The 14,509-nt window shown below is 65.5% G+C and carries 8 protein-coding genes; 1 reads left to right on the top strand and 7 read right to left on the bottom strand.

Translation table 11 applies throughout. The features are described 5' to 3' along the window. Positions 1 to 53: 53 nt before the first annotated feature. From mscK to LDJ84_RS27235, 4 genes are all read right to left on the bottom strand, one after another. A complete protein-coding gene (mscK, locus tag LDJ84_RS27250) occupies positions 54 to 3,410 on the bottom strand; it encodes a mechanosensitive channel MscK (protein ID WP_084358656.1) in 3,357 nt (1,118 codons plus the stop codon). 83 nt (positions 3,411 to 3,493) lie between these two features. Further along, complete coding sequence (locus LDJ84_RS27245) at positions 3,494 to 5,236, bottom strand: potassium/proton antiporter (RefSeq protein ID WP_024764128.1); 1,743 nt, start codon at positions 5,234 to 5,236, stop codon at positions 3,494 to 3,496. Positions 5,237 to 5,336: 100 nt separating this feature from the next. After that, complete coding sequence (locus tag LDJ84_RS27240; RefSeq protein ID WP_065327411.1) at positions 5,337 to 5,975, bottom strand: hypothetical protein; 639 nt, start codon at positions 5,973 to 5,975, stop codon at positions 5,337 to 5,339. A 222-nt stretch (positions 5,976 to 6,197) separates the two neighbouring features. Further along, positions 6,198 to 8,000, bottom strand: a complete 1,803-nt coding sequence (locus LDJ84_RS27235; protein WP_065084961.1) for an acyl-CoA dehydrogenase — start codon at positions 7,998 to 8,000, stop codon at positions 6,198 to 6,200. Positions 8,001 to 8,178: 178 nt separating this feature from the next. Between LDJ84_RS27235 and LDJ84_RS27230 the strand changes: the two genes are divergently transcribed. Beyond that, a complete protein-coding gene (locus tag LDJ84_RS27230; RefSeq protein WP_065084960.1) occupies positions 8,179 to 9,015 on the top strand; it encodes a 23S rRNA (adenine(2030)-N(6))-methyltransferase RlmJ in 837 nt (278 codons plus the stop codon). 108 nt (positions 9,016 to 9,123) lie between these two features. On the opposite strand, the gene msrA is transcribed toward LDJ84_RS27230, so the two are convergent. From msrA to aceF, 3 genes are all read right to left on the bottom strand, one after another. After that, positions 9,124 to 9,771 carry a peptide-methionine (S)-S-oxide reductase MsrA gene (gene msrA / locus LDJ84_RS27225; protein WP_024764124.1) on the bottom strand — a complete coding sequence of 216 codons (648 nt, stop codon included), beginning with the start codon at positions 9,769 to 9,771 and terminating at the stop codon, positions 9,124 to 9,126. Positions 9,772 to 9,904: 133 nt separating this feature from the next. Continuing rightward, a complete protein-coding gene (locus LDJ84_RS27220; protein WP_024764123.1) occupies positions 9,905 to 12,604 on the bottom strand; it encodes a putative bifunctional diguanylate cyclase/phosphodiesterase in 2,700 nt (899 codons plus the stop codon). Between the two features lie 277 nt (positions 12,605 to 12,881). Then, a complete protein-coding gene (gene aceF, locus LDJ84_RS27215) occupies positions 12,882 to 14,504 on the bottom strand; it encodes a dihydrolipoyllysine-residue acetyltransferase (protein WP_065084959.1) in 1,623 nt (540 codons plus the stop codon). Between the last annotated feature and the right edge of the window lie 5 nt (positions 14,505 to 14,509).

Here is a 14,509-nt window from a genome sequence, read left to right as displayed (position 1 = left end):
AACTCCGGACATGTCCGAGTATTGTGCTCGGATATGTCCGGAGGCGTCCAGCCTCAGGCCTTGTCGCCGTTGGGCTTGTCCTGGCTGATCTTCACGGGCGTGGCGGTGGGCTGCTGCTGGCCGACGATGACCTGGGCTTCCTGGCCCTGGAAGTTCTTCAGGAACACGTCGACCTGGTTGAAGGCCATGTCGATGCCGGCCTCGCGGAAGGCCAGGGCGATGCGAGTCAGGGTCTCGTCCACCGCCGGATTGCGGTCGCCCAGTTCGCGCACATGGAAGCGCAGTTCGTAGTCGAAGGTGCTGGCGCTGATGGTGGTGAAGTACAGCACCGGTTCCGGGTCGCGCAGGATGCGCGGGTTGGCGTGGGCCGCGTCGAGCATGATCTTGCGCGCCAGCGGCAGGTCGCTCTCGTAGGCCAGACCGATCTTGATGGTCACCCGCGTCACGGTATCGCTCAGCGACCAGTTCACCAGTTGCCCGGTGATGAAGGTCTGGTTGGGGACGATGATTTCCTTGCGGTCGAAGTCGGTGATAGTGGTGGCGCGGATACGAATCCGGCTGACGGTGCCGGACAGCGTGCCGATGGTCACCACGTCGCCGATCCGCACCGGGCGCTCGAAGAGGATGATCAGGCCGGAGACGAAGTTGGAGAAGATCGCCTGCAGGCCGAAGCCCAGGCCTACCGACAGGGCGGCCACCAGCCATTGCAGCTTGTCCCAGCTCACCCCGAGGGTGGACAGCGCGCTGACGAAGCCGATGCCGCTGATGGTGTAGGACAGCAGGGTGGTGATGGCGTAGGCGCTGCCCTGGGCCAGGGTCAGGCGTTGCAGTACCAGCACTTCCAGCAGGCCGGGCAGGTTGCGCGCCAGGGCCACGGTGACAGCCGCGATGACCATGGCCATGAGGAAGTCGCTGAGGCTGATCGGCGTGGTGGAGGCCGCGTCGCCTGTGCCGCTGGTGTATTGGTAGAGGGTCACGTTGTCGAGGTACGAGACCACGCTGATCAGGTCGGCCCAGACCCAGTACAGGGTGACCACGAAGCCGATCAGCAGGCCCAGGCGGATCAGGCGCATGGACTGCTCGTTGATCTGCTCGATGCCCAGGGTGGGCTCTTCCACGACGACCTCGCTGCCCTCGATGCCTTCCTTGGGGGCGTTCTGCCGCTTCGCCAGGGCGCGCTGGTAGGCCAGGCGGCGCGCGGCGACGCCCATGCCGCGGACGAAGGTGGCTTCCACCACCATCCAGAACATCAGCAGGAACAAGGTGTCGATCAGCCGGTCGGTCAGCTTTAGCGCGGTGTAGTAGTAGCCGAAGCCCACGGCGAGGAACAATGCCACTGGCAGGGCAGTGAAGCCCAGGCCGACGACCATCTTGATCATCGACGGACGCTCGCTGGACGGGCTGTTGAACAGCAGCTGGGCGAGCAGCCAGGTCATGGCGCCATAGCCGAACAACACCACGGCGATGCCAATCACGTCATCGGCGAGGGACGCCGGTGAGTGCTCGGCGACGGTCACCACCGCGACCAGCGACATCACCACCAGGCCCAGTCGGCGCATCAGCTTGCCGAGGAACTGCACCTGCGACTGGCTCCAGTGGAAGTGTCGCTCGGCGATGCCGCCGGGGCGCAGGATACGGTGTGCGGTGTAGAACACCAGCCAGACCTGCGCCATCTCCAGCAGCGCACTGCCCAGGGTGGCGTTCTGCCCACGGGCGTCGAGCAGCAGGGCGAGGCCGGCGATGGCCAGGGCCAGCGTTCCGGGCAGCGCCAGCAGCACCGCGAGCAGTAGAGCCAGCGGGGTGTGCGCCTGGCTGTCACGCTTGAAGTGGCCGATGTCGTCGTTCAGCGATTCCAGCTTGTCGTAGAGGAACTTGCGCTTCCACAGCAGCCCGGCGACCAGCAGGAGCAGCGGCAGGAACAGGAAAGGCCGGTCGATCAGGCCTTCGAACAGCTCCTGCACACCCGATCCCCAGGGCACTTCGGCGAGCTGGTGGTGTAGCAGAGTCGGGGTCATCTTGAACCACGACAGGTCCAGCGGGCGGTTGCTGGGGATCCAGAACATCTGCTCGTCGAGGGTGGCGCGCAGGCTGTCGCTGGTTTCCTTGAGCTGCTTCTGGTTGAGCTGCAGCGTAATGGCTTCGTTGAGCAGCGCGTTGAGTTCGTGGTTGAGGCGCTCCATCAGCTCCAGGCGGGTATTCACCAGCTCGTTGAGGTCGTGGCGCAGTTGCGGTGTGACGCTTTCCTGGGCCTGCTGGGCAAGCAGGTTGTCGATGTAGAGCTGGGTGTTGTTGATTTCGTCGCGCTTCTGGTTCAACTCGAACTGGTAGAGACGCAGGTCGGCGATTTCGTCGGCGAGGTCCTGGTCGGTCTTGATCACCGGCAGCGATTGTTTCTGCTGGTAGAGGATCTTCGACAGCAGCAGGCTGCCGCGCAGTACGTTGATCTGCTCGTCCAGCGCCTGCTCGCCCTGGGTCAGGTTGTCCAGTTGCTGCTTGGCCTCCAGGTTGCGCCGGGTGAGCGTGTTAAGGCGGTCGGTGGTGCGCAGCAGGTAGTCGGAGAGCTTGAGGTTGGTGGCGCTCTGCTGGCTCAGCAGGCTGTCGGTGCCGGCAGCCTGGTCGGTGTCCTTGGACAGTTTGGCGACAGTCTGTTCGGATTGCTCGCGGCGCTTGTCGCTGATCATCGTCTGCAGTTCGAGGGTCTCGCGCTCCTCGCGGCCAATGCGTTCGGCGAGCAGGTCGCGCTGGCTGGAAGCGAGGTCGAGCAGCAGGTTGTTGCCGGCCAGTTGCTTGCGCAACAGCGGGTTCTGGGCAGTGAGCAGGGCCTGTTCGGCAAGCAGTTCGTTGCGATGCTCTTCGCTGAGCGTCTTGCTACCGTCCTTGCCGGCCTTGAGGATGCCGGCGATCTCCAGCAGGCGTGTCTGGTTCTTGCTCAGATCGGCCTGGGCGCGCTCGGGACGGGTCTGCGCAGTGAGGATGTCGCTCTTGGCGTCCACCAGTTCTTTCTGCCACGCGGCCAGTTGGGTGGACTGCTCGTTGAGGGTCATTTCCAGCTGGGTAGCGTTGAAACCGGCGTAGCGTTGGCTGGCGGGCTTGTCGCTGCTGCCCTTGAGGCGGCTGAGCGCCTTCTGGTTTTCATTGATCAGCTTGGGTGCGTCGGCCAGCTTGCCGTTCAGCTCCTGCAATTGCTGCTCGGCATCGGTCTTGGCGGCGAGCAGCTTGAGCGTGTTTTCCAGGGTGGCCTTGAGCGCTTTGGCGTCCGCCTCGGGCAGCTTGCGGTCGGCCAGACCGTCGAGGCTCTGTTGCACCTTTTCGGCGCTGGGCACGGTGGTATCGGCGGCCTGCGCGGGCAGGCCGGTGAACGCGCCGCACAGGAGGACGGCAGTCAGAAAGGTACGCAGCAGGAATGACATGGTCGCGATCAGCGGCTCGTGCAAAAAGTGGAGTGAGGGTAGTGCTGGCGGGCCGGCACCCGCAAGCGGGCACCGGTAGGCGGTCAGAGGAAGAGCCCGGGACCGGGACGGCCTTCCGGGAATTTGACCCCGACCTTGCGGATCTTGTTCCCGTCCAGGGCGGCAACGGTCCAGGTCAGGCCGTTCCATTCCACCTGGTCGCCGATGATCGCCTGGCCGCCGATTTCCTGGGCGATGAAGCGGCCCAGGTTCTGCTCGCCATCCACGCCTTCGAGCTTTAGGCCGTAAAGCGAGGCCACGGCGGAGAGCTGGGCGTCGCCCTCGAGGACGAAATCGCCGAAGAAGCGCGCGCTCAGGCCGCGGTCCGGCGCCTGACTGAACAGCTTGCCCAGCGGCGAGAGGTCATGCTCGTGGCCGATCACGCAGAGGATGTCGTCGGCTTCGAGGATGGTACTGCCCGAGGGGTGCAGCAACTGGGTGCCACGGAACAGCGCGGCGATTCGGGTGCCTTCGGGCATCTTCAGCTCGCGCAGGGCGGCGCCGATGCACCACTTTTCCTTGCTCAGGTGATAGACGAACAGCTCCCACTCGCTGGTGGGGTGGACTTCCAGGCCGGCGCGGGAGATCGGCGCCGGATCCGGTGGTACCACCACGCGCAACAGCTTGGCGGCCCAGGGCAGGCTGGTGCCCTGCACCAGCAGCGAGACCAGCACGATGAAGAAGGCGACGTTGAAGAACAGCTGGGCGTTGGGCAGCCCGGCCATCAGCGGGAACACCGCGAGGATGATCGGCACCGCGCCACGCAGGCCGACCCAGGCGATGAAGGCCTTCTCGCGGCCATGGAAGGCGCGGAACGGCGCAAGGCCCACCAGCACCGACAGCGGACGGGCAAAGAGGATCATCCACAGCGCCAGGCCGAGAGCGGGCAGGGCGATGGGCCAGAGGTCGTGTGGCGTGACCAGTAGGCCGAGGACCAGGAACATGCCGATCTGCGCCAGCCAGGCCATGCCGTCGAGCATGTGCATGATGCCGTGGCGCGAGCGGATCGGCTGGTTGCCCAGCACCAGGCCACACAGGTAGATGGCCAGGATGCCGCTGCCGTGCACCGCGTTGGCCACGGCGAAGATCAGCAGGCCGCCGCTGATGGCCAGCAGCGGGTACAAGCCGTTGGCCAGGTGGATGCGATTGATCACCTGCAGCAGCAGCCAGCCGCCACCCAGGCCCAGTACCGAGCCGATGCCGAACTCGCGCAGGAAGTGCCAGAGGAAGCTCCAGGACAGGCCGCTCTCGCCGTGGGCAAGCATGTCGATCAGGGTAACGGTGAGGAATACCGCCATGGGGTCGTTGCTGCCCGACTCGATTTCCAGGGTCGCGGTGACCCGCTCGTTCAGGCCCTTGCCGCCCAGCAGCGAGAACACCGCCGCAGCGTCGGTGGAGCCGACGATGGCGCCGATCAGAAGGCCTTCCATCCAGCTCAGCTTGAACAGCCAGGCCGCGGCGATGCCGGTCAGCCCTGCGGTGATCAGCACCCCGGCAGTGGCCAGCGACAGCGCGGGCCAGAGTGCCACACGGAAACTCGACACCCGCGTGCGCAAGCCGCCGTCCAGCAGTATCACCGCCAGCGCCAGGTTGCCCACCAGGTAGGCCATGGGATAGTTCGAGAAACCGATGCCGCCGGGGCCGTCGGTGCCCGCGATCATGCCCACGGCGAGAAAGATGACCAGGATCGGGATGCCCAGGCGCGAGGACAGCGAGCTGACCAGGATGCTCATGCCGATCAGCACGGCAGCGATCAGGAAATAGCTGTTGATGGCCACGGCATCCAATATGTCGACCTCCTGGGGGATAGGGGAGTGGCGACGCTACTCGAGGATCAGGATGCAGGCCGCATGCCAATCGATTCTAACCTGCGGATTTACAAGGCTGTCAAAGGTTTGTTGAGGACCGTTCGACGGTGCTTTCAAGCCAGCCTGCACTGCCTTGCCAGGTGGGCACCAGATTGAGCCCGGAGAGTGCGGTGGGCGCCCATTTCAGTGCCTCTTCCAGAGGCAGTCTGACGGCGTCCAGGCAGGATTGCCTGTCTCGTTGCAGGATGGCGCGGGCATTGGCGACCTCGCCGGCGATGCTGTGCCCGGCATCGGCGCTCAGGGCGCGAATCTGCGTGTGCCATAGGTGGCGCGCCGAGCTGCCGGTGACGCCGCAACTGCCCAGCGGGTCGTAATAGGACGAGCCGAACTGCGCATAGCCGGCATTGACCAGTGCGTTGAAGTAGCGGCTCTGCGAGGTGATGGATTTGCTGTCGCCACCGCGCAGCACGGCAAGCCCGTCGCTCATGGCCTTGTCGATGTCCTTCAGGTAGTCGTCAGCGTGCTCGAAGGCTTCTGTGCTGGGTGCGCTGTAGATCGGCGAGGTGCTTGGCGAAAGGGCGGTGTCTCGCTGTTTGCCGTCGTCGGTCGACCCGGTGTTGAACAGGACGAGCGTGCAGCCCAGTGCTGCAGCGATAGCGAGCAGAGGCAGGAAGTTCTGGTAGTGGCGTTGGAGTGACGGGAGAGTGACGGTCTGCATGGCCATGGTCGAGAGGGATGGAGAATGCGCGGTCGCTATTCAATTGCATCTACCTCAGGCCTTGCTGTCGGTCGGTTCGGTGCTTCTCGTGGGAAGTATCCTCCAATTCTTTAGGCTGTCTTCTGTCAGCTTGTGGGGCGCTTCCGCGGTCGGCGACGCGGCCTTCATCCGGACATAAAAAAGCCCCGGACGTGACCGGGGCATAAGGGACATACGAGACGCTTAGAACCAGGCGTCCTGCATGGTGGAACAGGTGTCGTCGCGGGCTTCGAGCAGCGCCAGGTCATGGTGGCAGGACGGCACTTCCCAGGTCAGGAAGTAGCGCGCGGCCTGCAGCTTGCCGCGGTAGAAGTCGGTGTCCGAAGCATCGCCTCGTGCAAGGCCCTCTTCGGCGCGGATGGCCTGCTCCAGCCAGCGCCAGCCGATCACGGCGTGGCCGAAGACCTTCAGGTACAGCGCGGAGTTGGCCAGGCCCTGGGCTACGCGGCCCTGCATCAGGTCGCCGAGCAGGCTCAGGGTGGTGGCCGACAGGCGCGCCATCAGTTGTTCCAGCGGCTCGCGCAGCTTGTCCAGCGACGGGTGCGCGCTGGCGCGCTCGCAGCACTGGTTGATCAGGCGGGTCAGCTGTTTCAGGCCGGCGCCATTGTTCTGCGCCAGCTTGCGGCCGAGCAGGTCCAGCGACTGGATGCCGTGGGTGCCTTCGTGGATCGGGTTCAGGCGGTTGTCGCGGTAGTACTGCTCCACCGGGTATTCGCGGGTGTAGCCGTGGCCGCCGAGGATCTGGATCGCCAGTTCGTTGGCCTTCAGGCAGAACTCCGAGGGCCAGGACTTGACGATCGGAGTGAGCAGGTCGAGCAGTTCGTGGGCCTGCGTGCGCTCTTCCTCGGTGGGCAGGGTTTCGCAGTCGTCCACCAGGCGCGAGGCGTACAGGCCCAGGTCAAAGGCGCCCTCGACGTAGGACTTCTGGGTCAGCAGCATGCGCTTGACGTCGGTGTGCTGGACGATGGAGACGGGCGCCGAGGTCGGGTCCTTGGCATCCACCGGGCGGCCTTGCGGGCGCTCGCGGGCGTATTCCAGGGAGTACAGGTAGCCGGCGTAGCCGAGCATGATCGCGCCCATGCCGACGCCGATGCGCGCCTCGTTCATCATCTGGAACATGTAGGCCAGGCCATGGTGTGGCTTGCCCACCAGGTAGCCGACGCACTCGCCCTTGTCGCCGAAGTTCAGCGCGGTGGAGGTGGTGCCGCGCCAGCCCATCTTGTGGAACAGGCCGGCCAGAGTCACGTCGTTGCGTGCGCCGAGGGAACCGTCGTCGTTGACCAGGAACTTCGGCACGATGAACAGGCTGATGCCTTTCACGCCGGGCGGGGCGTCCGGCAGCTTGGCCAGGACCATGTGCACGATGTTCTCCGACAGCGGGTGGTCGCCGCCGGAAATGAAGATCTTGTTGCCCTTGATCCGGTAGCTGCCGTCGGCGGCCGGTTCGGCGCGGGTGCGGATATCCGCCAGCGACGAGCCGGCGTGGGGCTCGGTCAGCGCCATGGTGCCGAAGAAGCGCGCGTCGATCATCGGCTGCAGGAACCGGCGTTTCTGTTCTTCGCTGCCGAAGGTCTCGATCAGGTGGCTGGCGCCCATGCTCAGCATCGGATAGGACGAGGTGGCGATGTTGGCCGACTGGAAGTGCGCGAAGCAGGCGCGCGACAGCAGATGCGGCAACTGCATGCCGCCCTGTTCGAAGCTGCGCGAGGCGTTCTGGAAACCGGCTTCGTTGAACGCATCCACTGCCGGCTTCACTTCCGGAATCAGCACCGCGCCGCCGTCGACGTACTGCGGTTCGTTCTCGTCGTTCTTGCGGTTGTGCGGGGCGAACAGCTCTTCGGCGATGCCGCGCGCGGTGGACAGGGCCGCATCGAAGGTCTCGCGGTTGTGGTCGGCGAAGCGTTCGCGCTGGGTCAGGGCCTCGGCGTCGAGCACTTCGTAGAGTTCGAAAGCGAGGTTGCGGGAGCTGAGCAGGGTCTCGGACATGGATCGACCTCCGTGGGAATTGGCGCAGTCTAGTCTGGTGAATGAAGCGCGCACAGAATCATCCATGAGCGTGATAAAGGGCTAAAACACTCGGCTCCCGGCAGGCCCCCGGCGACGGCGGACTCGCACCGCACCCGCCGCAGGACCTAAACTGCGCGCCTTGAGGAGTCCGCTATCCATGAACTACCGCCATGCCTACCACGCCGGCAACCACGCCGACGTGCTGAAACACATCGTCCTTGCCCGCATCTTCGCGCTGATGGCGCGCAAGGACACGCCCTTCGCCTATCTCGACAGCCATTCCGGCATCGGCCTGTACGACCTGCTGGGTAATGAAGCCAGCCGTACCGGCGAATGGGAGTCGGGCATCGGTCGCCTGTGGGAGCGCGATGACGTGCCGGAGCTGCTGCAGGACTACCTGGAGGTAGTCCGCGCGCTGAATCCCGATGGCGGGCTGGAGTTCTACCCCGGTTCGCCTGAGCTGGCGCGGCGCCTGACCCGCCCGCAGGATCGGGTGATGCTCAACGAGCTGCACCCGGAAGACGGCCGCCTGCTCAAGGTCAACATGGCTGGCGAGCGCCGCATCTCGGTGCATCAGGGCGATGGCTGGTTGCTGCCGCGGGCTTTCCTGCCGGTTTCCGAGAAGCGCGGGGTGCTGTTGATCGACCCGCCCTTCGAGCAGCCCGATGACCTGGAGCGCTGCGTAACCGCACTGGACGAAGCCATCGGCCGCATGCGCCAGACCGTGGTTGCCATCTGGTACCCGATCAAGGATCGCCGCCAGCTCAAGCGTTTCTACCAGCGCCTGGAAAAGAGCTCGGCGCCGAAGATGCTCCGCGTGGAGCTGTGCGTACATCCGGCCGACACGGCCGACCGCCTGAATGGCTCCGGACTGGTCATTGCCAATCCACCGTGGCCGCTGGACGAGGAACTGCGCGGGCTGTTGCCCTGGCTGGCCCAGACGCTGGCGCAGAGTGAAGGCAGCAGCCAGGTGGACTGGCTGATCGCGGAATGAAAAAAGCCCTGGCAGTGCCGGGGCTTTTTCGTGATACGGGCTCGATCCTGATGATCTGGCGCAGGCGCCGTGCTGATCGAGGACGGAGCCCAGTCCTGCAGATATGGCTTACGCCGGCAGGCAGACGCCCGTGCCGCCCAGGCCACAGTAGCCGTTGGGGTTCTTCGCCAGGTACTGCTGGTGGTAGGCCTCGGCATAGTAGAACGGCGGCACCTCGCGGATTTCCGTAGTGATCTCGCCGTAGCCCTTGGCGCTCAGCTCCTTCTGGAAAGCCGCGCGGCTGGCGTCGATGGCAGCCTTCTGCGCCTGGTCGAACCAGTAGATCACCGAGCGGTACTGGGTGCCGGTGTCGTTGCCCTGGCGCATGCCCTGGGTCGGGTCGTGGGATTCCCAGAACACCTTGAGCAGCGCCTCGATGCTGGTTTCGCGCGGGTCGTACGCCACCAGCACCACTTCGCTGTGGCCGGTCAGGCCGGAACAGACTTCGTCGTAGGTCGGGTTCGGCGTGAAGCCGCCGGCATAACCCACCGCGGTTACCCAGACGCCCGGCTGCTGCCAGAAGCGCCGCTCGGCGCCCCAGAAGCAGCCCAGGCCGACAACGATCTGCTGCACGCCGGCGGGGAAGGGTGCAGTCAGCGGGTGGCCATTGACGTAATGCGCTTCGGGCACCGGCATCGGGCTCTCGCGTCCCGGCAGGGCCTGGGCGGAGCTGGGCAGTTCCAGTTTGTGGGCAAGTATCTGCGAGCGCAGGGTCATGGCATTCGTCTCCTGTCGAATAGGGGCGGCAATAGACTCGGGTACTCGCCGAAGATTACAGCGTTTGTTTTGCTTTGCGGGAGGTTTGAGACAGCTCGTGCGAATGGCTGCGGGCACGCCGCGCCAGAGTCGTTCAATGCGGGCGGCAGGGGTAGCGCTGCAGGCTGGAGGAGAGGTCGTGGCTGGGGATGGGCTTGTCGAACAGGTAGCCCTGGCCGATGTCGCAGCGGTTGCGCCGCAGGAAGGCCAGCTGGGCGGCGGTCTCCACGCCTTCGGCAACCACCTGCAGCTTGAGGTTGTGCGCCATGGCGATCACCGCCGAGGTGATCTCCATGTCGTCCTGGTTGTCCGGGATGTCCTTGATGAAGCTGCGATCGATCTTGATCACGTCGATGGGGAATTTCTTCAGGTAGCTCAGCGACGAGTAACCGGTGCCGAAGTCGTCCATGGCCAGGGTCAGGCCGAGGTTCTTCAGGCGTTCCAGCTGCTGGCGGGTGTCGTCGGTGGCGTCAAGCAGCAGGCTTTCGGTCAACTCCAGTTCCAACTGCGAGGCCGGGATGCTTTCCTCGTGGAGGATCGCGGCGATGGAGCCGACCAGGTCCGGGTCGCTGAACTGCTTGGGCGACAGGTTGATCGCCATGTGCAGCTCGCCCAGGCCTTTGGCGGCCAGTTCCCGCACCTGGCGGCAGGCCTGGCGGATCACCCACTTGCCGATGGGGATGATCAGGCCGGTTTCCTCGGCCACGCTGATGAATTGGTCCGGGCGGATCATGCCCTTCTCCGGGTGCTGCCAGCGCAGCAACGCTTCCAGGCCCAGCAGCGCACCGCTGCGCAGGCACAGCTTGGGCTGGTAGTGCACGGCCAGTTCGTCCTGCACCAGCGCGCGGCGCAGGTTGCTCTCGACGAACAGCTTGTAGCTGGCCTCGGCGGTCATCGCCTCGGTGAAGGTCTGCACCTGATGCTTGCCATTGGCCTTGGCCTTGTGCAGCGCAAGACCCGCGTGCTTCATCAGCGTCTGCGGATCCTGACCGTGTTGCGGCGCGTAGGCGATGCCCACGGAGCCGGTGATGCTGATCAGCTGGTTGTCGACGAACAGCGGCTTATCGAGCACAGAGAGAATCTGCGCTGCAATCTTCTCTCCACGGCCGGCCACGGACTCTTCCAGCAGTACGGCGAATTCGTTGCTGGCGAAGCGCGCCAGGGTGGCGCTGTCACTCAGGCTGCTGCGCAGGCGGCGGGCGAGGTTGGCCAGCAGTTTGTCGCCGGTCTGGTGGCCGAGGCTGTCGTTGATCCGCTTGAAATTGTCGATGTCCACCAGCAGCAGGCTCAGCGAGTGCTCGCTGCCCACCTGCAGGCGTTCTTCCAGGGCATTGATGAAGAAGTGCCGGTTGGCCAGGCCCGTGAGATTGTCGCGGTAGGCGAGCTTCTCGATGTGCTGCTGGGCCAGCTTGCTCTGGGTGATGTCTTCGTAGATGCCGATGTAGTGGGTCAGCTCGCCCTTGTCGTCGTAGACCTTGGACAGCGACAACTGGCCCCAGTAGGGCTCCAGATTCTTGCGCCGGCTGCGGAACTCGCCCTGCCAGCTGTTCTGCGTGACCAGGGTGGAGCGCGCATCGAACAGCAGTTCGCTGAGATTCGCCAGTGCCGGTAGCTCCGGCAGGCGGCGGCCGCGCACTTCGTCGGCGCCGTACTGGGTGATGGCGGTGAAGCTCGGGTTGACGTACTCCACCAGGCCCTCGCGGTCGATCAGCAGGAAGGCGCTGGCGCTCTGTTCGACGGCGCGCTGGAACAGGTGCAGGGCGCTGGAGACGTTGCGCCGCTCGTGGTTCATCAGCACCTGGGCATACTGGTCGGCCAGCTCCCCGGCGAAGGCTATCTCGTCGCTCTGCCACATGCGCACTTCGCCGACATGCTCCAGGCAGAGCACGCCGACCACTTCGCCACCGACGCGGATGGTGGCGTCGAGCATGGCGCTGATGCCCTGCGGGCGCAGGTAGCGCATGGCCAGCTCCTGGGTGCGCGGGTCCTGCTGGGCATTATGGGCGTCGATGGCGCGGCCGCTATGCACCGCGTCAAGGTAATTGGGGAAGTGGCTGGCGTCGATATCCTGCGGCTTTTCGTACTGGTCGGTATCACGGCGGTAGATGGTCACCGCTTCCAGGCGATGGTCCGGGTGCAGGCGCCAGATGCCGGCGCGGGCGACATCGTAGGCCTCGCAGGCGGCCTGGGCGATCAGTTGCGCGGCTTCCAGCAGCGGGTCGCTGGACAGGTAGCGGTGCCGCGCCAGACGCACGATGAGGTTCTGCTGGGTACGCGAGCGCACCAGGTGCTGCAGGTGTTCGTCCTGGGAGCGCTGGTACATCTCCAGGGACATCTTCAGGCGGATGTTCTGAGCCTCGAGGTCCAGCAGGCGCGGGTCCAGCTCGGTTTCGTGCTCGTCCGCCTCGGTCTGTAGCAGGTAGCCGTGGAGCAGTTGGCGGCCGTGCTGCTGGAAGGCTTCGCCGACCTCCAGCACGTTCAGCGTGCCGCGTGGCGAATGGAGCAGGTAGCGCACCCGGTAACGGCCGTCCCTGAGCAGTTGCTGCTGCACCTGCTCATGCAGGCGATGGCGCGCTTCGGGCTCCATCAGGCTGGCGTAGGGGGCGTCGAGGATGCCGCAGAGGTCCTGGGCCGGGACGCCGATCTGGCGTTCGCAGCCGGGGTCGAGGAACAGCAGGGTCCAGCTGGGCTCGTTCAGGCGCTCGAAGCGCAGCATCCCGAGCCTCGACGGGACGGGAAGCTGCGTGACAACCTCGGCCGCCTGACGGCTGGCGGCATCGGGATGACTCTTCATGCGCGGGAGATTTCCAGGGTGCTGGATGGGGTACTTCGCCCCACCCGACTTCTATGGGCGTTGGCAAGATTTGCATGAGGCACGGGGCCATGACAAGCCAAGACTGTATCGGCCGTCACAGTGGGAAGTTGAGTCAGCGGCGGGCGCTGGGCCTGACCGCCGGTCCGGCAAAAAGAAGCCCCGCCATCCGGCAGGGCTGGAGAGAACGAGCGTGGCGTGCTCGTCGAGAGGAAGGGCCGGGCGAACCGGCCCCTTGCAACACTTACAGCAGCCGCACTTACAGGAGCAGGGTGCGGATATCGCCCAGCAGGTCGGACAGGCGCTTGGTGTAGCGCGCGGCAGCCGCCCCGTTGATCACGCGGTGATCGTAGGACAGCGACAGCGGCAGCATCAGGCGCGGCTGGAAGGCCTTGCCATCCCACACCGGCTGGATCGTCGCTTTGCTGACCCCCAGGATCGCCACTTCCGGCGCGTTGACGATCGGCGTGAAGCCGGTGCCGCCAATGTGGCCGAGGCTGGAGATAGTGAAGCAGGCGCCCTGCATGGCATCGGCGGAGAGCTTCTTGGTGCGCGCTTTCTCGGCCAGTTCGGCGGCTTCGGCGGCGAGTTGCAGGAGGCTCTTCTGGTCGACGTTCTTGATCACCGGGACCAGCAGACCGTCCGGCGTGTCCACGGCGAAGCCGATGTGCACGTACTTCTTGCGGATCAGCGCCTTGCCGCTGGGGGCCAGCGAGCTGTTGAAGTCCGGCATTTCCTTGAGCAGGTGGGCACAGGCCTTGAGCAGGATCGGCAGCACGGTCAGCTTGACGCCGGCTTTTTCCGCCACGGCCTTCTGGGCCACGCGGAAGGCTTCCATCTCGGTGATGTCGGCCGAGTCGAACTGGGTCACGTGCGGCACGTTCAGCCAGCTGCGGTGCAGGTTGGCGGCGCCGACCTGCATCAGGCGGGTCATCGCCACTTCTTCCACTTCGCCGAACTTGCTGAAGTCGACTTCCGGGATCGGCGGGATGCCTGCGCCACCGGTAGCGCCGGCCGGAGCCGACTTGGCGCGCTGCAGTTGTTCCTTGACGAACAGCTGCACGTCTTCCTTGAGGATGCGGCCTTTCGGGCCGGTGCCTTTGACTTCGCTCAGCTCGACGCCGAACTCGCGGGCGACCATGCGCACCGCGGGGCCGGCGTGGACCTTGGCGCCGTCACGGCTGGGCGCGCCCACCGGAGCGGCTTCCGCAGCCTTGGCCGGCGCGGCAGCCGGTGTCTGGGTGGCGGCCGGAGCGGCAGCGGCGGGAGCCGGAGCAGCCGCCGGGGCAGCAGCGCCCGCGACCTTCAGCTTGAGGATCAGGTCGCCGGTGCCGACTTCGTCACCGACCTTGATCGACACGCTTTCCACCACGCCGGCAGCCGGCGAGGGGATTTCCATGCTGGCCTTGTCCGACTCCAGGGTGATCAGCGACTGGTCGGCTTCGACCGTGTCGCCGGCTTTCACCATGACTTCGATGACGTTGGCCTTGCCGGCCGAGCCGATGTCCGGGACGTGGATGTCCTGGACGCTGGCGCCAGCGGCAGGTGCGGCAGCCGGCGCCGGGGCAGCGGCCGGAGCCTCTGCCTTCGGAGCCTCGGCGGCCGGAGCCGGCGCTTCCGCCTTGGGCGCTTCGGCGGCAGCCGAACCCCCCTCGACTTCCAGCTCGAGGATCTCGTCGCCTTCCTTCAGGGTGTCGCCCACCTTGACCTTCAGGCTCTTCACCACGCCGGCTTTCGGCGAGGGGATTTCCATGCTGGCCTTGTCGGATTCTAGGGTCAGCAGGCTCTGGTCGGCCTCGACGGTGTCGCCGACCTTGACCAGCAGTTCGATCACTTCACCCTGACCATTGCCGATGTCGGGTACACGAATCAGTTCGCTCATCGTGC

This window comes from Pseudomonas sp. HS-18, from assembly GCF_020401845.1.
Lineage (GTDB): Bacteria > Pseudomonadota > Gammaproteobacteria > Pseudomonadales > Pseudomonadaceae > Pseudomonas > Pseudomonas nitroreducens.
Note: the sequence above shows the minus strand (reverse complement) of the source record. Positions and strands in the feature narration are given on the sequence as shown.

Bases quoted from the DNA above. Each gene is read 5' to 3' on its own strand.
- mscK (WP_084358656.1), bottom strand. From the start codon at position 3,410: ATGTCATTCCTGCTGCGTACCTTTCTGACTGCCGTCCTCCTGTGCGGC.
- LDJ84_RS27240 (WP_065327411.1), bottom strand. From the start codon at position 5,975: ATGCAGACCGTCACTCTCCCGTCACTCCAACGCCACTACCAGAACTTC.
- LDJ84_RS27235 (WP_065084961.1), bottom strand. From the start codon at position 8,000: ATGTCCGAGACCCTGCTCAGCTCCCGCAACCTCGCTTTCGAACTCTAC.
- LDJ84_RS27230 (WP_065084960.1), top strand. From the start codon at position 8,179: ATGAACTACCGCCATGCCTACCACGCCGGCAACCACGCCGACGTGCTG.
- msrA (WP_024764124.1), bottom strand. From the start codon at position 9,771: ATGACCCTGCGCTCGCAGATACTTGCCCACAAACTGGAACTGCCCAGC.
- LDJ84_RS27220 (WP_024764123.1), bottom strand. From the start codon at position 12,604: ATGAAGAGTCATCCCGATGCCGCCAGCCGTCAGGCGGCCGAGGTTGTC.
- aceF (WP_065084959.1), bottom strand. From the start codon at position 14,504: ATGAGCGAACTGATTCGTGTACCCGACATCGGCAATGGTCAGGGTGAA.